We start from the raw sequence: 19,007 nt of genomic DNA on the forward strand, positions 1-19,007 counted from the left end.
ATTGGTGGGCATCCTCCAAGGGTGTATGCCCGGTGAAGCGGCGCTCTTAGCCGAGATCCCGCGCCTTGGGAACCCCGATTCCGGCAGATCCGGCGGGGTTCACGGCGAAAACCGGGGCCGGCAGGCTATCTCAGGCCGGTTTCATCCAGAAGCCCCTTTGCCTTGGCCTCGGGGTAATAGCCCTTGGCATAAAGCTTGATGGCCCGGTCCGGGTCGCCGTCGGCCACCAGATAGGCTCCGTCCAAGTATTTCAGGGCATATTGCAGGTTGGTGTCGGCATCCAGAAGCCCCTTGTTGGGGCCGCTGTACCCCATCGAGCGCGCGGTGGCCGGCAGCACCTGCAGCAGCCCGTAGTAGGGTCCGTTGCGCGCGGTCGGGCGATGGGTGCTTTCGCGGATCGCAAGGCGATGCACCAACTCCCGCGGGAGGTCATAGTAATCGGCCCAGTGGTTGATGCTGGCGCGCAGTTCCGGGGTCTCGTTCGGATGCAGCGGCACGGCGGCGCGCGTCACCTCGGGGGTCGGGGATGCGCAGGCCGCAAGAAGGCACAATAGGGCACCGGTCAGGGCAGGACGAAGCATGGAAGTAGCCAAAGCTGTTTCAACTGAGGTTCAGATGCGCATTCCCCGATCTTCTGGCAAATCACGTTTTCCGGCAACAGCGGAAAAGCGCGCAACCGGCCTCAGGCCCAGCGGCCCGCGAACCCTTCGGGCACCAGCAGGATATCGCGATCCACATCGGCCAGGGTGCGCCGGCCGCACAGCGCCATGGTGGTGTCCAGTTCCTTGTGGATCAGCTCCAGCGCCTTGGTGACCCCGGCCTCGCCCATGGCCCCCAGTCCATAGACGAAGGCCCGCCCGATCATGCAGCCGCGCGCGCCCAGCGCCCAGGCCTTCAGCACATCCTGCCCGGACCGGATCCCGCTATCGAAATGCACTTCGATCTGGTCGCCCACCGCGTCGACAATGGCGGGCAGGGCGCGGATCGAGCTTAGCGCGCCATCCAGCTGACGCCCGCCATGGTTCGACACCACGATGGCATCGGCACCGACCTCCACGGCTTTCTTGGCATCCTCCACATCCAGGATGCCTTTCAGGATCACCTTGCCACCCCACATGTCGATCAGCTGCCGGACCCGGTCCCAGTCCAGCGCCGCGTCGAAGGCCTCCGCCGTCCAGGCACTCAGCGACGACGGATCCGAGACGCCTTCGGCATGGCCGATGACATTGCCAAAACCCCGGCGCGGTGTCCGCAGCATCTTCAGCCCCCAGCCAACCTTGGTCGCCATGTTGGCCACCGAGGCCGGGGTCAGTTTCGGCGGTGCAGACAGCCCGTTTTTCAGGTCCTTGTGACGCTGGCCATGCACCTGCAGGTCCAGCGTGATGACAATGGCCGAACAGCCGGCGTCATGGGCCCGCCCCATCAGGCGCTGCATGAAATCATCGTCCTTGAGCGTATAGACCTGGAACCAGAACGGTTTGCGGGTGTGCGCGGCCACGTCCTCGATCGAACAGATCGACAGGGTGGACAGGGTAAAGGGCACACCGAAGTTCTCTGCCGCCCGCGCCGCCAGGATCTCGCCATCCGCATGCTGCATGCCGGTCAGCCCAACCGGGGCCAGCGCCACGGGCATCGCCACTTCCTGGCCCAGCATCTCGACAGCGGTAGAGCGGTTGGTCATGTCGATGGCGACACGCTGCCGGAACCGGATCTGGTCGAAATCGGTGGTGTTCTCGCGAAAAGTCTGCTGCGACCAGCTGCCAGTCTCGCAATAGTCGTAGAACATCTTCGGAACCCGGCGCCGGTACAGACGCTTGAGATCCTCGATCTCGGTGATCACGGTCATGGCAGCCCCCTGTGGTGCTCTGAACGGCGCCGGCTCTCACCGTGCTTTCTTCTTGGTCCAAATACTCTCGCCGAAGGCAAGAAAGTCACATTCCCAGGCACCAGCGCATGACGGCCTTCTGGGCGTGCAACCGGTTCTCGGCTTCGTCGAAGATCACCGATTGCGGGCCGTCCATGACCGAACTGGTGACCTCTTCCTCGCGGTGAGCCGGCAGGCAATGCATGAACAATGCCTGTTCCCCGGCAGCGGCCATCAGTGCGTCGTTGACCTGATAGGGGCGCAGCTGGTTGTGGCGACGCTCGCGGGTCGAGGCGGGATCGTGCATCGACACCCAGGTGTCGGCGACCACCAGATCGGCGCCCGCCACAGCCTTGAACGGATCCCGTTCGATGCGGATGTCAGCGCCGGCTGCCCGCGCGCCGGCCACGAATTCGGCTTCCGGGTCCAGCGGCTCCGGTCCGGTGAAGGTCATGTCGAAGCCGAACTGCGCCGCCGCGTGCAGGAACGAAGCGCAGACGTTGTTGCCATCGCCGGCCCAGACCACGCGCTTGCCGGCGATCGGGCCGCGATGCTCCTCGAAGGTCAGGATGTCGGCCATGATCTGGCAGGGATGGGTGCGGTCGGTCAGCCCGTTGATGACTGGCACCGAGGCATGTTCGGCCAGCTCCAGCAGCGTCGATTCCTGGAAGGTGCGCAGCATGATCAGGTCCACATAGCGCGACAGCACGCGGGCGGTGTCGGCAATGGTCTCGCCGTGGCCCAGTTGCATTTCCGAGCCTGACAGCACCAGGGTCTCGCCGCCCAACTGCCGCACGCCGACATCAAAGCTGACACGGGTACGGGTCGAGGGTTTCTCGAACACCAGGGCCACCATCTGACCTTCGAACGGCGTTTCCGGGTCGCGGGTGCCCTTGGGCAGACCGGCGCGGGCGGCCTTCATCGCCGCGGCCTGATCGAGGATCCCGCGCAATTGCGCCGGGTCGGTGGTGTGAATGTCCAGGAAATGGGGCATGGGTCTCGCTCTCGTCGGCTCAGGCCAGGCTTGCGGCGGCGGTGTCCAGCCGGGCCACTGCGGCGTCAATTTCATCGTCGGTAATGGTCAGGGGCGGCAACAAGCGCACCACGTTGTCGGCGGCGGGCACGGTCAGCACCTGCTGGTCGTACCCGGCCTGCACCACATCGGTGTTCGGCGCCTTGCAGACGATGCCCAGCATCAGGCCCGCGCCGCGCACATGGTCGAAGACCGTCGGATGCGCGGCGACCAGCCCTTCCAGCTTCTGCCGCAGCAGGCCGGCCTTGCGGTTCACCTCGGCCAGGAACACCGGATCGGCCACATGGCGCATGACTTCCAGCCCCACGGCGCAGCCCAGCGGGTTGCCGCCATAGGTCGAGCCATGGGTGCCCGCGGTCATGCCGCTGGCCGCAGATTCAGTGGCCAGCAGCGCGCCCAGCGGGAAGCCGCCGCCGATGCCCTTGGCCACCATCATGATGTCCGGCGCGATCCCGGCCCATTCATGGGCGAACAGCTTGCCGGTCCGGCCCATGCCGCATTGCACCTCGTCAAGGATCAGCAGCGCGCCGGTCTCGTCGCACAGGTCGCGCAGCCCCTTCAGGCAGGCGTCGGGCAACGGGCGGATGCCGCCTTCGCCCTGCACCGGCTCTATCAGCACGGCGGCGGTCCGGTCGCTGATCGCGGCGCGCAACGCGTCGTGATCGCCAAACGGCAGATGGGTGAACCCCGGCAGGGTCGGCCCGAAGCCGCGTGTCATCTTTCCGGACCCGGCGGCGGCGATGCCCGCCGATGACCGGCCGTGGAACGAGCCGTCGAAGGCGATGATCTCGGTCCGCTCGGCATCGCCCTTCTCGAACCAGTATTTCCGGGCCATCTTGACGGCCAGTTCGCAGGTCTCGGTGCCGGAATTGGTGAAGAACACGGTGTCGGCGAAGGTCGCCTCGACCAGCGCATCGGCCAGCGCCTGCTGTTGCGGGATCTTGTAGAGGTTCGACACATGCCAAAGCTGGGCGGCCTGATCGCTCAGCGCCTTGACCAGATCGGGATGCGCATGGCCAAGCGCGTTCACGGCGATGCCCGCGCCAAGGTCCAGAAAACGTCGCCCGTCCGCCTCGGTCAACCAGCATCCTTGCCCCGACACGAAGGTCAGGGGCGCACGGTTATAGGTCGGAAGAACAGAGGCGATCATAGGGGATACCCTTGCAAGAAACTCCGTTGGTGCCGCAGGCACAGGAGCAAGTCAACGATTTCAGGTTGGTGAAAGGACGAAAGGCAGCAGCCCCCGCGAAAGGGGCGGGGTCAGAAGGGCGCGCGTCGGCGTCGGAGTGCGGCTTTGGTGTCCATGGCGCGGCTCTTAGCAGTGGTTGTCGCGGAAGGGAAGCCACGGAACGCACGCCGGTTTCCCGCAGCCCGAGGGCGGGCGCGCAAAACCCAGAAAAATTGACCCGCAGTTGTGGGCAAATTGCCTGGGGAGGATGACGCATGAAACGACAAATGCCTGTGCAGGCGATGCTGGGTGGCTTGGCGCGCTCGCGCGGCCATCACGACGCCGCCGCCGGCCGAATGTTAGGTCAGGGTCAACCAGGGGGGGCGGTGCTGAAGCGCGTCCGCAGGATCAGCCCGTTGGCAAGGCCGCGCCGAAATCGACGCGGGTGCTATTTCCGGGGTTTGGCGCGCAGGGTCGGATCGGCCTGCGTCGGATCCTCGGGCCAGGGATGACGCGGATATCGGGCGCGCATGTCCTTGCGCACATCGGCATAAGAGCCGGCCCAGAAGCCGGGCAGATCCATCGTCGTCTGGACCGGACGGCCCGCGGGGGACAATAGGGTCACACGCAGCGGCTGGCCGCCCACCTGTGGATGGCGGGTTTCGCCGAACAGCTCCTGCAGGCGCAGGGCGATCTCGGGGGCGTCGCCGGAATAGTCGATGGCGATCTTGCGGCCCAGCGGCGTGGTATAAGCCGGGGGCGCGATGCGGTTCAGCGCCTGCGCCTGATCGTGGCTCAGCGCGGCCAGCAGCGCAGGCGCCGGGTCGAAACCCTTCAGGTCGCCTTCGCTACGCACCCCGTTCAGGAAGGGCAGAAGCCAGCTGTCCGCGCTGTCCAGCAGCGCCGCTTCGGCAGGGTCGGGCAGATCGGGACGCGCGCTGCGGGCGATGGCAAGGCGGGCGCGCAGCAGGTCGAATTTCGGGGCGGTTTTCAACACCCGCAGGCCGAGGTCGCGCAGCCCCTCTAGTGCCGCTTCGGCAATGGCCTCGGGCGGGGCGTCGCGCCAGACTTGATCGCCAAGAACCAGCGCGCCAAGCCGGTCCTGCACACGGGCCAGCACGCGGCGGTCGCGGCGGGACCAGGCGCAGACATGGGCGGTCTCGATCCGGTCGCCATAGAGCGCACGCAGGGCGCTTTCGGACAGGGTCGCGGCCTGCCGGATTTTCGCCTCGCGCGGGTTGCCGTCCAGGTCGGTGGCAACGATCAGGCGTTGACCAGCCAGCGGATCGCTGTCGGCCAGCATCGCGCCCTTGCCGCCCGACAGCACATAGCGCGGCGCATCGCCGGGGCGGCGCAGGCCGATGCGGTCGGGATAGGCCAGCGCGGCCATCTCTCCGGCCGACAGGGGGGCAACCTTCGGTCCGGCCAGACGGGCCAGCCGTTTCGCTTCGGTCCGCAGGCGCGACAGCGCGCCCGGATGCGCGGGGGCGGCGGGTCGGTCGCCAGCCAGGGCGCGCAGGCGCAGATCCAGATCTGCGCCCGCCCCGCGCAGCGGGTCGCGGTCTTCCAGAAGGGCGGCCAGCGGTGCGGCCTGCGGACCGGCAAGGGTCAGCATATGGCCCAGACGGGGGTGCAGGGGCAGACCGGCAAGGATGCGCCCGTGCGCGGTGATCCCGCCACGCCCGTCCAGCGCGCCCAGATCGCGCAGCAGCGCCTGCGCCTCGGCCAGCGCGGCCTCTGGCGGCGGGGTCAGGAAGGCCAGATCGCCGGGGGCGGCCCCCCATTGCGCCAGTTCCAGCGCCAGACCGGTCAGATCGGCGGCCTCGATCTCGGCCGGCGGATAGGCGGCCAGCGCGCCCTCGGCGCCGCGCGTCCAGAGCCGGTAGCAGGTCCCTTCGGCCACCCGACCGGCGCGGCCCCGGCGCTGTTCGGCCTCGGCGCGGGTGACCTTCTCGGTCACCAGCCGCGACATGCCCGAGGCCGGATCGAAACGCGCCCGCCGCGACAGCCCCGCATCCACCACCACCCGCACATCCTGAATGGTCAGCGAGGTTTCGGCGATGGCGGTGGCCAGCACGATCTTGCGGCCCGAGGCGGCGGGCGCAATGGCCGCCTGCTGATCCTTGTGCGGCAGCGCGCCATAGAGCGGGCGCAGGTGGCAACCGGGCGGCAAGCGCCCTTCCAGCGCCGATTGGGTGCGGCGAATCTCGCCCTCGCCGGGCAGGAAGACCAGCACGCCTCCGTCGGTTTCGGCCAGCGCCTGCAGCACGGTTTCGGCCACGGCTTGTTCCAGCCGGGCTTTGGGCGGCAGCGGGGTGTCGCGCCAGCGGGTTTCCACCGGAAAAGCACGGCCCTCGGCGGTCAGCACCGGGGCGTCGTCCAGCAGGGCGGCGACCGGCGCGGCGTCCAGCGTCGCCGACATTACCAGCAGGCGCAGATCCTCGCGCAGGGCCGCGCGCACTTCACAGGTCAGGGCCAGCCCCAGATCGGCCTGAAGCGAGCGTTCGTGGAATTCGTCGAAGATCACCACGCCGACGCCCGACAGTTCGGGATCGTTCTGCAGGCGGCGGGTCAGGATGCCTTCGGTCACCACCTCGATCCGGGTGGCTTTCGACACCTTGGCCTCGCCCCGGATGCGGTAGCCGACGGTGTCGCCGACCTGTTCGCCCAGCGTCGCGGCCATGCGTTCGGCGCTGGCGCGGGCGGCGATGCGGCGCGGCTCCAGCATCAGGATGCGGCCCTCCACGCCCGCCTGAAGCAGGGCCAGTGGCACCCGCGTGGTCTTGCCGGCCCCCGGCGGTGCCTGCAGCACGGCGCGGCCGTGGGCGGCCAGCACCGCGCAGATCTCGGGCAGCAGCGGGTCGATGGGCAGGGCAGGCGGGGGCTGGGTCACCGGCGGCGGATGCGGGCTTTGCCGAAGCTGGTGGGGAAGGTCAGGCCGGTCACCCGCATGGTGCCGTTGGACATCTGCTCATAGTCCATGGTCAGGGGCCAGTTGACGCGTTCGGCCATGTCCTCGGGGCTGAACCCGGCCACCCGGCTGTAAGTGCCCGAGCAGGTCAGCCCGTTGCGGGTGGGCGCGGCATCGTGCAGCCGGATGCGATGCCGCTTGGCGCCGTCGAAGATCTCGATGTCCAGCTTGCAGGCCAGATGGGCGGGGCGGTCGCGCAGGATGGCATAGGCGGCGGTGGTGGTGTCCACGGTGCCCTTCTGCTGCGCGGCCGGCGCGGCATGTTCCGGTGGTTTCTTGCGCGGCGGGGTGCGGGTGTAGCTGGGCACGCCGCTGCCAGAGAAGCGGACCGTGCGGGTCACGGTATCGCCGTCATCTCGGGTGATTTCGCGGGCGTTTGCCGGACGATAGCTGTTGCCCTGCACCCGCCCCGCGGCATGGGTGTCGACGGAAGCATCGAACAGCGCCTTCAGCATCCCGCTGGGCCGGGCTGCGCCGTTGACTGCATAGCGCCCGCCCTTTTCGGACCCGTCAAAGGCCAGGATCCCGGCGCGAATGCCCGCGAAGCTGACATTGTAGGTGGCCGTTTCGGCCTGTACCGGGCCGGCCAGCCCTGCCAGCATCAGACCGCCAAGAAGAATTCCGCGCATTTGTCACATCCTGTCGCCAGAGCCGCTGGTCTGGACATACCTTCGCCCCCAAGGCAAGACAACGCAAAGACAGTTCAGGAGGATCCGCCGCCATGTCCCAGGCGATGACGACCGCCCCCCAAGACACGCTTGCGCCAGCCATCCTGCGCGGGGAGCGGCGCGCGCTGGCACGGGCCATCACCCTTGTGGAAAGCGGCCGCGACGATCATCGGGCGCAGGCCAACGCCCTGCTGGACGCGGTGCGCGGTGCCGGTCGGCAAGCCTTGCGGATCGGGCTGTCGGGCACGCCGGGCGTCGGCAAATCCACCTTCATCGAGGCCTTCGGCAAGATGCTGACGGCACAGGGCAAGCGCGTTGCGGTGCTGGCGGTGGATCCGTCTTCCGCCCGCTCAGGCGGCTCGATCCTGGGCGACAAGACGCGGATGGAGCGGCTGAGCCGCGATCCGATGGCCTTCATCCGCCCCTCGCCCAGCCAGACCCAACTGGGCGGCGTCGCCCGCCGCACGCGGGAGGCGGTGACGCTGTGCGAAGCGGCCGGGTTCGACGTGGTGCTGATTGAAACCGTGGGCGTCGGCCAGTCCGAAACCATGGTCGCCGAGATGTCCGACCTGTTCGTGCTGCTGATGGCCCCGGCTGGCGGCGACGAGTTGCAGGGCGTCAAGCGCGGCATCATGGAGATCGCCGACCTGATCGTGGTCAACAAGGCCGATGGCGACCTGAAACCGGTGGCGACCCGCACCTGTGCCGATTACGCCGGGGCCTTGCGGCTTCTGCGCAAGCGGCCACAGGACCCGCAGGGCTTTCCCAAGGCGGTCATGGTCTCGGCCACCGAGGAAACCGGTCTGGCGGATACCTGGGCCGAGATGGAAACCCTGACCGCATGGCGCCGCCAACATGGCCATTGGGACGCCCGCCGCGCCACCCAGGCGCGCCACTGGTTCGAGGAAGAAGTGCGGCAGGGGCTGCTGGCGCGACTCACCGGTTCGGCCGAGGCGCGCGCGCGCATGGCGGACCTGGGCAAGGCGGTGGCGGCAGGTGACAAGATGCCGGGGCCAGCCGCCGAAGAGATGCTGCGCTGGCTCGGGTGATGAGCCGGTCCCCGGCCTCGGACAACCTGAAAGGGGCCGGGTTGATGATCGCCGCCATGGCGGGATTCGCGATCGAAGACGTGTTTCTGAAATCCGCCGCGCGCAGCTTCCCGGTGGGGCTGGTGCTGATGCTGTTCGGGGCGGGCGGCACGCTGCTGTTCGCGCTGTTGGCGCGGGTCGCCCGGCAAGGGCTATGGCATCCCGACATGGCCTCGCGCCCAATGATCCTGCGCGCGGCGTCCGAGATGCTGGGTCGGTTGGGCTATACCATGGCCATCGCGCTGATGCCGCTGTCCACGGTGTCGGCGATCCTGCAGGCGACACCGCTGGTGGTGGTCGCCGGGGCGGCGCTGATCTTCCACGAAAAGGTGGGCTGGCGGCGCTGGCTGGCCATTGCCGTGGGGCTGAGCGGGGTGATGCTGATCCTGCGGCCCGGCGGCGAAGGGCTGGGTCCGGTGGCGATTTTCGCGCTGCTCGGCATGGCCGGATTCGCGGGCCGTGATCTGGCCACGCGGGCCTCGCCCCGCAGCCTGTCGAACTGGCAGTTGGGCCTGTGCGGATTCGCGGTGCTGGTGCCCACCGGGGCGCTGTTGCTGGCCACGGGCATCGGTGGACGGCTGGGCGCGGGCAGCGGCGCTGTGGCCCCGGCGCTGGGGTTCATCGCCATTGCCACCGTGGTCGGCGTGGCCGGATATTCGGCCCTGACACAGGCCATGCGGACCGGCGAAGTCTCTGTTGTGACACCGTTTCGCTATACCCGGCTGCTGTTCGGCGTGCTTCTGGGCATGGCGATCTTCGGCGAATCGCCGGGACTGCCGGTCTACCTGGGCAGCGCGTTGATCCTGGGCGCGGGTCTGTATTCCCTGTGGCGCGAAACCCGGCGGCGCCCGCCACCGGTACAAAGCGCTTGACGCCCCAGCGCGCAGGGCCTAAAGCCTCCCAACGCATTTGGGCGCTGCTGGTCGGCGCCCCTTTGTTTTACCCTTGCCGCGTTCGGGACCGCCCGAACCCCGCCGTATAGAGAACACAAAGGAAACCGCCATGTCGCGCCGCTGCGAACTGACTGGAAAAGGCCCGATGTCTGGCAACAATGTCAGCCACGCCAACAACAAGACCAAGCGCCGGTTCCTGCCCAACCTGCAGGACGTGACGCTGATTTCCGACACCCTTGGCCGCTCGTTCAAGCTGCGGATCTCGAATGCCGCGCTGCGTTCGGTGGATCACCGCGGGGGTCTGGACGCCTACCTGGCGAAAGCCAAGGATGCCGAGCTGTCCTCGGATGCGCTGAAGATCAAGAAGGACATCGCAAAGGCCCAGGCCAGCGCCTGATCGCCGGATGTTCTGAGGCAAGGCCCCGCTTCCTGCGGGGCTTTTTGCGTTTGATGCAGCACGCTGTCGCAGACCGCACGCCGTCCCTTGGCGCGGCACGAAGGCGGGGCTAACGCTGGCGGCGATGCTGTCCCTGATCCGCCTTGTCGTCGGCTTGTGCCTGATCGTGCTGGTTGCCCTGACCAGCCTGCAGCTGGGCCTGTCGCGCGGCACCGCCCGCGTCGCCGGTACCGTGGTGCTGTGCACCGGCACCGGTCCGGTCGCGGTGACCGTGGATCGCGACGGACAGCCGGTCAGCCGCCCCCACGTCTGCCCCGATTGCGTGATGTCGGCCATGGCCGGGCTTGCCGCGCCCCTTGTTCTGACCGCGCGGCAGGTTCAGCCCCGGCAACTGGTATTCACGCAGGCGCAGACACGGGCCGAAGCGGCCCCCTTGATCGCGCACCGGGCGCGGGGACCGCCGCGGATCCTCTGATCCCCTTCCCAAGCCCAAAACCGTGATTCGAGGATACCGAAATGACCTCCAGATTTTCCCTTCTGGCCGCGGCGATGACCGCTGGCCTTGCCTTTGCCTCTGCCGCCGCCGCAGACATCATCGTCACCGATGCCTATGCCCGCAGCGCCGGCAAGGCCGCCAAATCCGGCGCCGCCTTCCTGGTGATCGAGAACACCGGTGCCGAGGATGACCGCCTGGTCGCCGCCGCCGCACCGGTGGCGCATCGGGTCGAGTTGCACACCCACAAGGAAGCCGACAACGGCGTCATGCAGATGATCCATGTGGAAGAAGGCTTCCCGGTGCCCGCCGGGGGCAAGCACATGCTGATGCGCGGTGGCGACCACGTCATGTTCATGGGTCTGACCCAGCCGATGGAGCCGGGGGCGACCTTCCCGCTGACCCTGACCTTCGAAAAGGCCGGCGAGATGACGGTGGACGTGGTGGTCGATCTGGATCGCAAGCCCGGCGAAGGCGGCCACGGCATGCATCAGGCCGGTCACGGCGACATGTCCGGCAAGGGCATGAAGGCCGGCAGCGGCAACTGATCCCTGTGGTGGGTGGGGGCCGCACGGCCCCGCACGACCCTAGCGGTCGAATACCAGGTGGAAGGCCACCGGGACCGTCGGTTCGATCGAATCGAGCCCGGCAATCTCCTGCAGCTTCGAGACGCCCTCGTCATAGCCAAGGTCTTCGGCATGCACGATGATCGGCGCTTTCGATGCGACCAGCACCCGATCTTCGCCAACCTGCGTGACATAGGCCGTCGCCTCATAGCTGGCCTCGGTGCCATTGGTGGCCACGGTTACCTCGAAACTGGCCTCGGTTGTATTGCCCGGCGCCAAGCCCGCCATCGCGGCCGGATCCAGGGCGGCCGAAACGGTGGCAATCGGGAAATCCACGACCTTGAAGACGAACTCGCGCATGCGTTCGTTGCGGATGTCGATGAATGTTTCCACGGATTCCAGCGAGATCTCGACGATTGCGGTGCCATCTTCGGCCACCGTTCCCGAGAGGTCGGACAGCAGGTTGGCCTCTGACGTGCTGCCGTTCTTGGTGGACACATAGCTGATCGACGAGGCGGTGGTGTCCAGGGTCCAGGCAAACAGTGGGGCGGCCAGAAGGCTCAGCCCAGCGGCAAGGGAAATGATTCGCATGATGTCTCCTCCAGAAATGCACAGGATGATGTGCCGGCCAGTCTAGGGACAGATCGGTTGCGAGTCACATCTGCGGTTTGACGGTGCCGTGGGGCGCAGACCGGTGCGGGCCTAGACCGGCTGCATGCCGCTGTGGGCGGCCAGGATTTCCTCGACCCATTGTGTCACCACCTCGCTGGCCGGTCCCTGCCGCAACTCGTCGAATTGCGAGGCGGTCTCGGAGGCTTCGAGGTTCAGCTCGACCGTATGCGCCCCGGCCTCGCGGGCGATCTGCACGAAGCCCGCGGCCGGATAGACGCTGCCCGACGTGCCGATCGACACGAAGACGGCGCAGCTTTCCAAGGCGTCGGCAATCTCTTCCATGTGATAGGGGATCTCGCCGAACCAGACCACGTCGGGGCGGGTATGGGGCCGGGTGCAGGCCGGGCAGGGATCGTCGGCCCGTGTGGACGCAGGCGCAGGCCAGCAGTGGCCGCACCCGGCGCATTGCATCCGCATCAACTGCCCGTGCATGTGCACCACCCGGCGCATCCCGGCCTGTTCCAGCAGCGGATCGATGTTCTGGGTGACACAATAAAGCTCTGGCCCAAGGGCCGCTTCCAGCCGTGCCAAAGCCCGATGCGCGGCATTGGGCTGCGAGGCCAGCGCATTGGCGCGGCGGGCGTTGTAGAAATCATGGACAAGCTGCGGATTGCGGGCAAAGCCCTCGGGGGTGGCTACGTCGTTCAGGTCGTATTGGGTCCACAGCCCCGAGGTGTCCCGAAACGTGCCCAACCCGCTTTCCGCCGACAGTCCGGCGCCACTCAACACAACAATCGCGGGCATCGCCGCCTCCGAGGTCTTTGAAATCGCTGTCCGATGCAATAGCACAGACCCATGACCCGATCACCCGTGCGCCGCGTCCTGTTCGTCTGTCTTGGCAACATCTGCCGTTCTCCCTCGGCCGAGGGGGTGTTGCGGGCGCTGGCCCCGGATCTGGAGATCGACAGCGCCGGCACCGGCAATTGGCATGTGGGCAAGCCGCCCTATGGCCCGGCGATCCGGGCCGCAAAGACCCGCGGCTATGACCTGTCGTCCCTGCGCGCACGGCAGTTTTCCCACCACGATTTCACGGCATTCGACGAGATCCTGGTGATGGATCACAGCAATCTGGCGGATGTGGAGGCGCAGCGTCCATCCGGCGCGACGACGCCGGTTCGCCTGTTTCTGGACTATGCGCCCGATCAGCCGGTGCGCGAGGTGCCCGACCCCTACTACACGCGGGATTTCGACGAAGCCCTGGACCTGATCGAAGTGGCCAGCCGGGGCTTCATCGCGACGCACGACCTGTAGGGCCGTGGCGTTGTTCTAGCTGCAGGAGCGTGCGGCGGTCGAGCCGAACTGCTTGTAGCGTTTCCAGAACTTTTCGTCCCGGCGATTGTCCGACTGGCGGATTTCCTGCGCCTTGTGCGGGTCCTGGAAAAAGCTTGCCGCCAGCTTCTGGTCGCGCCGGCTGAGCATCTGGTCGGCGACCTGCTGAATGCAGGTGCAGACCGAGCCGCGGCCCGAGGCGCGGTCGGATTGTTTGCAGGCCTGTTCGATGCGCCCGGCTTCTGCCAGCGGGGCGGTCAGAACCGTAAGCGCGGTCGCAATTGCGAAGAGCGGGATGGTGCGATGGGGTGCCATGATCTGCCTCTGATGTCACTCTGCGGTGATTAATGCGCGAAGCCTGCCAAATTTTTGGTAAAGACGCAACGAAACTGACGTGTGGGGCAGATCACGAAATCTGTCAGATCGGCACGAGATGGTTGTCCCAGGTCCAGTTTTCCGCGCCCGCGAGATCGAACATCCGGCCGTTCCGGCGCAGGGTCAGGCCACCGGTGCGGGTGATGGCCAGCCCGTCCCCCATCTGTGCCACGCCGCTGGCTTGGGGCAGGGTGTCGCCGCCTGAAGGGGCCGCATCGGCCCCCCGGAAATACACGATGTGATCGCCCTTTGGCCCGGTCACGGCAAATTCCGACCCATCGCCCGCAACCGCGACCGAGCCGCCATACTGGCGCAGTTTCGCGGTGTCGGGATGGGGGTGAAAGCGCAACGATTCGCCCCGACGGTGCGAGGCTGCCAGCGGCACCGGCTGGCGCGGATCGCCCTGCCATTGCAGGGCCATCACCACGCGGCCCGCGCGATCCACGTCGATGTGACGGATGGAATTCTGGTGCAGCTCGGCTGGCGGGGCGACCTGTTCGACGATCCCCCCCAGCGGGTCAAGGTAGGTCAGATTGGGCTGCATGGTTGGCAGGTTCAGCTTGGCGCGCTGGAAATCCGGGTGGGTCTGGATACCGCCGTTGGCCACGGCAAAACCGCCATCGGGCAGGCGCCGGATTTCGTGCGGACCGATCCCCCCCCGAGGGAACCTCGTCGACGCGCCTGTAGCCGGCGGTCGCATCCCAGATGCCGATGCGCCCGTCCGGCCCGTCGTAGTCGTTTTCAGTGGTCAGCAGATAGCGCCCGTCAGTGGTAAAAGCCCCGTGGCCATAGAAATGCCGGCCTTCGGGGGCTGACAGACGCGCGGTTTCGCGTCCCGACAGGCAGTCGAGAATCACTGCGAAGCGTCCGGGGCGGCGGGCGAAGGCCACCGCTTGCGCCTGCAGCGGGTGGGTCGCGGCGGCATGGCCCCGCGACGGGATCGGGATCTGGAACAGGACCTCGGCGCTGTCCGACAGGCCGACCAGCCAGGTGGACTTGTCGGGACGCGACGCCGCCGTGACAAAGCGGGCGGTGGTCGCGCTCCACGCCGGGGTGGCAAGGGCGGCGGCAGACAGGGCCAGAAAGCTGCGGCGGCGCATGGGGTCAATCCCCGTCCGCAGCGGAAAAGCCGGTGTCCACGCCCAGCTCCGGGCCGACGGTCCGGGCGAACTCGCTGCGCAGGTAGGCGATCTTGTCCTGCAGGGATTCCACACGGAAGCGTGTGGCCGGGTCCTCCACGGCCTCGCTTATGGTGGTGCCGATGGCATCCAGCCGGTCATGCGCCTGACCGAAGATCTGAAGGATCCACGCCCGGTCGGGGTCGCGGACATCCCCGGCAAAGCCGAACTCGATCAGGTCTTCCAGCCCGCGCAACTGGGCGTGGATGATCTGGTCGGTCAGGCCCGAGCGCCAGGCCTCGGCCCGCGTGGGAAAGCTGTGCTCATAGGTGCCCAGCGGGCGGCCCAGCCGCGCCTCCGCGACGCGGACAAGTCCGAAGTCCACAGCGGTGTAGAGCGTCTTGGTGAATTCCTCGGCCGTTCGGTAAACCGGGTTGTCCGGCCCTGCCGTGCGCGCCAGATCGGCCCATCCGTCGGCACCGAACCACTGCTGGTACACTTCGTGAGACAGCCCCGCCATGTAGCCCGATATCCCGACCACCGCCGGGCAGAGCGGCAGATCGGTGTAGAGCAGCATTTCCAGCGCCGGCAGCCCCTGCGCGGCGGCCGAGGCCCCGGCCACAACCGATGGGTCGGCCTGCTGGTCCGGCGGCAGTTCCAGCAGCGCGCGCAGACCCCGGCCCACGAAGTTCTTCTTGTCGGGCCAGAAGTTCACGGTCAGCGCGGCGCCGGTGTTCTGGATCGGGCCGAACTGGTAGCTGTCCAGCGGTGCCCAGGCCAGCCAAGTGGCCGCGAATTGCGCCTTCAGGGCGTCTTCGCTGACCTCGCCGGTGCAATGGGCGGCGGCCACTTCGGCCAGCCCGGCGGCGGCACTGTCGAAGGCGCCGAATTGCCGTTCCAGCACGTCCAGTGACCGGCGACGCAGCGCCTCGTGGTCGATCTCGCCCCGTTCCGGCGCGCCAGAGGGCAGGCCAGGCTCGGTGTTGTGGCTGCCGTCGGGCAGGGGTCCGGGAGCCGCGCTCTCCGCAGCCAGCGGGGACGCCAGCAGGGCGGCGGTGAACAACAGGGCGGTCAGGCGGATCATCACAGGGACTCCAGAAACAGGATCAGGGCGTCACGGTCTTCGGCGGGCATCATGCGGACGCTCTCGCGGGCGGCTTCGGCCTCGCCGCCATGCCACAGAATCGCCTCAAGGAGCGAGCCTGCGCGGCCATCGTGCAGAAACCGGGTATGGCCTGAAACCGTTGCGGTCAGCCCGATCCCCCACAGCGGCGGGGTGCGCCATTCGCGGCCCGTGGCCTGCCATTCAGGGCGGTTGTCGGCCAGACCCTCGCCCATGTCATGCAGCAGGAAGTCGGAATAGGGCCAGATCAGCTGGAAGCTTTGTTCGGGGCGGTCGGGCAGGCGGTGGGTGACGTATTTCGGTCTGTGGCAGGCGGTGCAGCCGGCCTTGTAGAACAGCGCCTTGCCGCGCAGAACCCGGCGGTCTTCGGGATCGCGGCGGGCGGGCACGGCCAGGTTGCGGCTGTAGAAGGTGACAAGGTCCAGCACCTGGTCCGAGACTTCCAGCCCATCCGGCGCGCCTTGGGTGCCATCGGGTGCGGCGCGGCACAGCGGCTGGGCCTCGGTGCAATCGCCCCAGGCCGCCGGGTGCAGCGAAGTGGACAGCCCGATATCGCCGGAAAACGCATCCGCCGATTGCTCGCGCAGGCTGGGGGAGCCTGCCTTGAGCCCGAACCGGCCCAGCATCCATTGCCCGTGCGCCTTCGACCAGACCGCGTTGGGACGGCCCGAGATGCCGTCTCCGTCGCGATCCTGCGGGTCGGCATGGGCCAGAATGTCGGCCTCGGGGATCGCTTCGATCAGCCCCAGCCCGATCATTTGCGGCGCGATGCGCGGGCTGATCTGGGTGTCGGGATGCAACGGGCCATGGGCGGGGTGGGCCACGGCGTACCGCGGCTGGTGCAGGGTGACCGTGGTGCCATCGCCCAGCGTCACCGGTACATCGGCGTAGCGGATCGCGATGCGGCCCTCGGCGGCCAGCCCGGCAATGGATTTGTCCTGCAGTTGCAGCCCATAAGTGGGTTCGGGCGCGTTCGACACATAGGCCAGTGTTTCGCCCGGCAGGTCCGAGGCCGCATCGGGGATCGACAGGCGCAGCAGCATCGACACGCCGCTTTCCTCTGGCCCGGCCGGCGGATGACCGCGCCCGTCCTTGATATGACAGCGCTGGCAGGCCCGCGCATTGTACAATGGACCCAGCCCGTCAGAGGATTTGGTCGAGGCCGGCGCCGTGACCCAAAGCTTCTTGAACAGCCCGTTGCCCAGCCTGAAATCCATCTCGCGGGCAAAGGCCATGTTGGCCGAGGGGAAGGAAAACGCGTTGCGCGACGGCGCGGCGAATTTGGTGGCCGCCCCGGCGGGGTGGGTCTCGAACTTCTCTGCGGTGTCGAAGGTCTGCGTGGGCGCGGTAACGCGGGCGATGCGGGTGGCATCTTCCGGGGCGCGCGGCGCGTGCGACAGATGCGGCTCTCCCCACGGCCCTGCGGGCGGGGTTTGCGCGGCCAGTGGCGCGGCGGCTGTCACGGCCAGAGCAAGAAGGGCGGTTCGGATCATGGCGGGGGTCGCAGTTTGGGGGCATCAGGTCGGGCAGGACGCCCGGAAAAGCGGACGGGCGGCAGGACCGCCGCCCGTCGCAGTGGGTCTAGCCTTGGTTATTGGAACACGGCGTTGGGCGCATCCAGGCTGTCGGAGCCTTCGATGCCGACACCGTCCAGCCCGATCACATCCACGGCCCGTTCGATGTTGCGGGTCTGGGCGACCAGCGCGTCGATGGCGGTCTGAACCAGCGCGTTGCCCTCGGGGTTGCCCATGCCCAGCAGCTGGTCATAGGCTGTGCCGGCCTCGGCCGAAGCCACCAGCCCGCCCAGAGCCGCGACACTGGCATCCAGATCGCTCAGCAGGTTGGTTGCCAGATCGGCATCGGCGCTGGCCACCACATCTTGCAGCGAGGGGCCTTCGACAATGCTGCCGTCGATGCGGGTGTAGCTGCCGGTATAGACGTTGCGGATGCCCACGCCGTCAAAGAAATGGCTGGCGTGGGTGTTGTCCGAGAAGCAGTCCTGCTCTTCTTCCGGATCGTGCAGCAGCACGCCAAGCTTCATGCGCTCGCCCGCCAGTTCGCCGTAGGACAACGAGCCCATGCCGGTGAAGGCCATGACCATACCCTGCAGCGGGTCGGCGGTCACATCGGCGCGGCCCTGGCCACCTTCGCCCCAGGCGGCGACGATGTCTTCAAGATCCGAAATCAGCAGGTCGGTTGCGGCCTTCAGATAGGCAACCCGGCGGTCACAGTTGCCACCCGTACAGTTGGCCGGATCGAAATCGCTGGCCGGACGCGCGCCTGCGCCGGGTCCGGTGCCGTTCAGGTCCTGCCCCCAGAGCAGGAATTCGATGGCGTGGTAGCCGGTGGCGACATTGGCCTCGATGCCGTCGATCTCGTGCAGGCTTTCCAGCAGCGCCGGGGTGATCTCGGTGGCGTCGACCGTGGTGCCGGAAATCTCGAAGGTCGGGTTGGCGATCACGTTGACCACCGAATAAGGGTTCTCGTCATTGGCGCCCAGCATCGGGTCGATGTAGTCGATCAGCCCTTCGTCCAGCGGCCAGGCGTTCACCTTGCCTTCCCAGTCATCGACCACCGGGTTTCCGAAGCGGAAAACCTCGGTCTGCTGATAGGGCACGCGGGCGGCGATCCAGGCGGCCCTGGCGGCGTCCAGTGTTGCGTCGGACGGCGCGGCGATCAGGGCATCGACGGCGGCGTTCAATTCGCGCGCCCGGATCAGGCTGTCCTCGAAACCGGCATGGGCGATGTCGGCGTAATTGGCGACAACGGCGGCGGGATCGGCGGCATGGGCCGCCGTGGCCAGCGGGGCTGCGGACAGCAGCAAAGCGGCAAGGCGCAGGGTGGGACGGGGCATGGTATCTCCTTAAATCAAGGCCCGCCGGAAAGGGGCGGGCATTGCGCGGACGTTAGCCGATGGTTTTTGTCGGGAAAACCCTTTCCGACAAAAATAATCGGGAAAATTGCGAGAGGGCCGAAACAGCCTGCCACGATGTCCGCCTCCGACATCTGGCCCTTGGTGTGGATCCGCAACGCGTTGTTTTCATGTACCGAAGCAACTTCGTCAGTCAGGGCCGCGCCATCCTTGCGCAGGTTGGCGTTGTCGGGGATGGCGCTGAGTCCACAGGGCAGGCGTTGGGGCTATTGTCGCAGGCGAGGCCACAACCTGCCACGGCTGGAACCATGCAGGTACGCCAAATCGGGCGGCCAGCTTCCTTTGGCAGACCCCGCCGCCTGTGTTCCGGGCGGGCCGGATGTCGCCTTCACCGGCTGTCGTGGCCTTACCCGATTCGGCCTTCGCGGGGCCGTTCC

Annotated in this window: 20 protein-coding genes; 6 read left to right on the plus strand and 14 right to left on the minus strand. The window is 67.5% G+C overall.

Annotated features, from left to right (window positions below; all coding sequences use genetic code 11):
- Nucleotides 1-125: 125 nt before the first annotated feature.
- The 6 genes from H8B03_RS04770 to H8B03_RS04795 form a co-directional block, all read right to left on the minus strand.
- Nucleotides 126-581, minus strand: a complete 456-nt coding sequence (locus H8B03_RS04770; protein ID WP_193140587.1) for a lytic transglycosylase domain-containing protein — start codon at nt 579-581, stop codon at nt 126-128.
- 101 nt (nt 582-682) lie between these two features.
- Nucleotides 683-1,846 (minus strand): alpha-hydroxy acid oxidase, encoded by a 1,164-nt coding sequence (locus H8B03_RS04775; RefSeq protein ID WP_193140588.1) that lies wholly within the window; start codon nt 1,844-1,846, stop codon nt 683-685.
- Nucleotides 1,847-1,931: 85 nt separating this feature from the next.
- Nucleotides 1,932-2,858 (minus strand): ornithine carbamoyltransferase, encoded by a 927-nt coding sequence (gene argF / locus H8B03_RS04780; protein ID WP_193140589.1) that lies wholly within the window; start codon nt 2,856-2,858, stop codon nt 1,932-1,934.
- Between the two features lie 19 nt (nt 2,859-2,877).
- Nucleotides 2,878-4,047 (minus strand): aspartate aminotransferase family protein, encoded by a 1,170-nt coding sequence (locus H8B03_RS04785; protein WP_193140590.1) that lies wholly within the window; start codon nt 4,045-4,047, stop codon nt 2,878-2,880.
- Between the two features lie 466 nt (nt 4,048-4,513).
- On the minus strand, nt 4,514-6,958 hold the full coding sequence (gene hrpB, locus H8B03_RS04790; protein ID WP_319022433.1) for an ATP-dependent helicase HrpB: 2,445 nt from the start codon (nt 6,956-6,958) through the stop codon (nt 4,514-4,516).
- Nucleotides 6,955-7,665, minus strand: coding sequence for a DUF3108 domain-containing protein (locus H8B03_RS04795; protein WP_193140591.1), 711 nt, complete (start codon nt 7,663-7,665; stop codon nt 6,955-6,957). The genes hrpB and H8B03_RS04795 overlap by 4 nt, the downstream gene beginning before the upstream one ends.
- Before the next feature lie 92 nt (nt 7,666-7,757).
- Between H8B03_RS04795 and meaB the strand changes: the two genes are divergently transcribed.
- The 5 genes from meaB to H8B03_RS04820 all read left to right on the plus strand — a co-directional run bounded on the left by meaB (nt 7,758) and on the right by H8B03_RS04820 (nt 11,123).
- Nucleotides 7,758-8,753 (plus strand): methylmalonyl Co-A mutase-associated GTPase MeaB, encoded by a 996-nt coding sequence (gene meaB / locus H8B03_RS04800; RefSeq protein ID WP_394355444.1) that lies wholly within the window; start codon nt 7,758-7,760, stop codon nt 8,751-8,753.
- Nucleotides 8,753-9,664, plus strand: a complete 912-nt coding sequence (locus H8B03_RS04805; RefSeq protein WP_193140592.1) for a DMT family transporter — start codon at nt 8,753-8,755, stop codon at nt 9,662-9,664. The genes meaB and H8B03_RS04805 overlap by 1 nt, the downstream gene beginning before the upstream one ends.
- A 130-nt stretch (nt 9,665-9,794) precedes the next feature.
- Nucleotides 9,795-10,082, plus strand: a complete 288-nt coding sequence (rpmB, locus tag H8B03_RS04810) for a 50S ribosomal protein L28 (protein WP_193140593.1) — start codon at nt 9,795-9,797, stop codon at nt 10,080-10,082.
- Between the two features lie 124 nt (nt 10,083-10,206).
- Nucleotides 10,207-10,557, plus strand: coding sequence for a hypothetical protein (locus H8B03_RS04815; protein ID WP_193140594.1), 351 nt, complete (start codon nt 10,207-10,209; stop codon nt 10,555-10,557).
- Nucleotides 10,558-10,598: 41 nt separating this feature from the next.
- Entirely contained in the window at nt 10,599-11,123 is a 525-nt protein-coding gene (locus tag H8B03_RS04820) for a copper chaperone PCu(A)C (protein WP_193140595.1), read from the plus strand.
- Nucleotides 11,124-11,162: 39 nt separating this feature from the next.
- Here the strand turns inward: H8B03_RS04820 and H8B03_RS04825 are convergent, their stop codons facing one another.
- Both H8B03_RS04825 and H8B03_RS04830 read right to left on the minus strand, forming a co-directional pair.
- Nucleotides 11,163-11,732, minus strand: a complete 570-nt coding sequence (locus tag H8B03_RS04825) for a YceI family protein (RefSeq protein WP_193140596.1) — start codon at nt 11,730-11,732, stop codon at nt 11,163-11,165.
- Nucleotides 11,733-11,843: 111 nt separating this feature from the next.
- Nucleotides 11,844-12,557 (minus strand): NAD-dependent deacylase, encoded by a 714-nt coding sequence (locus tag H8B03_RS04830; protein WP_193140597.1) that lies wholly within the window; start codon nt 12,555-12,557, stop codon nt 11,844-11,846.
- Nucleotides 12,558-12,608: 51 nt separating this feature from the next.
- Here H8B03_RS04830 and H8B03_RS04835 point away from each other — a divergent pair, with 51 nt between their 5' ends.
- Nucleotides 12,609-13,064, plus strand: a complete 456-nt coding sequence (locus H8B03_RS04835; RefSeq protein WP_193140598.1) for a low molecular weight protein-tyrosine-phosphatase — start codon at nt 12,609-12,611, stop codon at nt 13,062-13,064.
- 15 nt (nt 13,065-13,079) lie between these two features.
- Here H8B03_RS04835 and H8B03_RS04840 read toward each other — a convergent pair whose 3' ends face one another.
- From H8B03_RS04840 to H8B03_RS04865, 6 genes are all read right to left on the minus strand, one after another.
- Nucleotides 13,080-13,397 carry a hypothetical protein gene (locus H8B03_RS04840; RefSeq protein WP_193140599.1) on the minus strand — a complete coding sequence of 106 codons (318 nt, stop codon included), beginning with the start codon at nt 13,395-13,397 and terminating at the stop codon, nt 13,080-13,082.
- Between the two features lie 103 nt (nt 13,398-13,500).
- Entirely contained in the window at nt 13,501-14,064 is a 564-nt protein-coding gene (locus H8B03_RS19080) for a DUF1513 domain-containing protein (RefSeq protein WP_319022434.1), read from the minus strand.
- Nucleotides 13,976-14,557 carry a DUF1513 domain-containing protein gene (locus H8B03_RS19085; RefSeq protein WP_193140600.1) on the minus strand — a complete coding sequence of 194 codons (582 nt, stop codon included), beginning with the start codon at nt 14,555-14,557 and terminating at the stop codon, nt 13,976-13,978. Before H8B03_RS19085 ends, H8B03_RS19080 begins: the two co-directional genes overlap by 89 nt.
- 4 nt (nt 14,558-14,561) lie before the next feature.
- On the minus strand, nt 14,562-15,659 hold the full coding sequence (locus H8B03_RS04855) for an imelysin family protein (RefSeq protein ID WP_193140601.1): 1,098 nt from the start codon (nt 15,657-15,659) through the stop codon (nt 14,562-14,564).
- Nucleotides 15,659-17,191, minus strand: coding sequence for a di-heme oxidoredictase family protein (locus H8B03_RS04860; RefSeq protein WP_193140602.1), 1,533 nt, complete (start codon nt 17,189-17,191; stop codon nt 15,659-15,661). The genes H8B03_RS04855 and H8B03_RS04860 overlap by 1 nt, the downstream gene beginning before the upstream one ends.
- 98 nt (nt 17,192-17,289) lie before the next feature.
- The gene (locus H8B03_RS04865; protein WP_193140603.1) at nt 17,290-18,552 is read right to left on the minus strand and encodes an imelysin family protein; all 1,263 of its coding nucleotides are present in this window, start codon (nt 18,550-18,552) and stop codon (nt 17,290-17,292) included.
- Nucleotides 18,553-19,007: the final 455 nt, after the last annotated feature.

The organism is Meridianimarinicoccus sp. MJW13, assembly GCF_014901205.1.
Classification (GTDB): Bacteria; Pseudomonadota; Alphaproteobacteria; order Rhodobacterales; family Rhodobacteraceae; genus Meridianimarinicoccus.

Coding starts and splice junctions, on each gene's coding strand:
- H8B03_RS04770 (WP_193140587.1), bottom strand. CDS start 581: ATGCTTCGTCCTGCCCTGACCGGTGCCCTATTGTGCCTTCTTGCGGCC.
- H8B03_RS04775 (WP_193140588.1), bottom strand. CDS start 1,846: ATGACCGTGATCACCGAGATCGAGGATCTCAAGCGTCTGTACCGGCGC.
- argF (WP_193140589.1), bottom strand. CDS start 2,858: ATGCCCCATTTCCTGGACATTCACACCACCGACCCGGCGCAATTGCGC.
- H8B03_RS04785 (WP_193140590.1), bottom strand. CDS start 4,047: ATGATCGCCTCTGTTCTTCCGACCTATAACCGTGCGCCCCTGACCTTC.
- H8B03_RS04795 (WP_193140591.1), bottom strand. CDS start 7,665: ATGCGCGGAATTCTTCTTGGCGGTCTGATGCTGGCAGGGCTGGCCGGC.
- meaB (WP_394355444.1), top strand. CDS start 7,758: ATGTCCCAGGCGATGACGACCGCCCCCCAAGACACGCTTGCGCCAGCC.
- H8B03_RS04805 (WP_193140592.1), top strand. CDS start 8,753: ATGAGCCGGTCCCCGGCCTCGGACAACCTGAAAGGGGCCGGGTTGATG.
- rpmB (WP_193140593.1), top strand. CDS start 9,795: ATGTCGCGCCGCTGCGAACTGACTGGAAAAGGCCCGATGTCTGGCAAC.
- H8B03_RS04815 (WP_193140594.1), top strand. CDS start 10,207: ATGCTGTCCCTGATCCGCCTTGTCGTCGGCTTGTGCCTGATCGTGCTG.
- H8B03_RS04820 (WP_193140595.1), top strand. CDS start 10,599: ATGACCTCCAGATTTTCCCTTCTGGCCGCGGCGATGACCGCTGGCCTT.
- H8B03_RS04825 (WP_193140596.1), bottom strand. CDS start 11,732: ATGCGAATCATTTCCCTTGCCGCTGGGCTGAGCCTTCTGGCCGCCCCA.
- H8B03_RS04830 (WP_193140597.1), bottom strand. CDS start 12,557: ATGCCCGCGATTGTTGTGTTGAGTGGCGCCGGACTGTCGGCGGAAAGC.
- H8B03_RS04835 (WP_193140598.1), top strand. CDS start 12,609: ATGACCCGATCACCCGTGCGCCGCGTCCTGTTCGTCTGTCTTGGCAAC.
- H8B03_RS04840 (WP_193140599.1), bottom strand. CDS start 13,397: ATGGCACCCCATCGCACCATCCCGCTCTTCGCAATTGCGACCGCGCTT.
- H8B03_RS19085 (WP_193140600.1), bottom strand. CDS start 14,557: ATGCGCCGCCGCAGCTTTCTGGCCCTGTCTGCCGCCGCCCTTGCCACC.
- H8B03_RS04855 (WP_193140601.1), bottom strand. CDS start 15,659: ATGATCCGCCTGACCGCCCTGTTGTTCACCGCCGCCCTGCTGGCGTCC.
- H8B03_RS04860 (WP_193140602.1), bottom strand. CDS start 17,191: ATGATCCGAACCGCCCTTCTTGCTCTGGCCGTGACAGCCGCCGCGCCA.
- H8B03_RS04865 (WP_193140603.1), bottom strand. CDS start 18,552: ATGCCCCGTCCCACCCTGCGCCTTGCCGCTTTGCTGCTGTCCGCAGCC.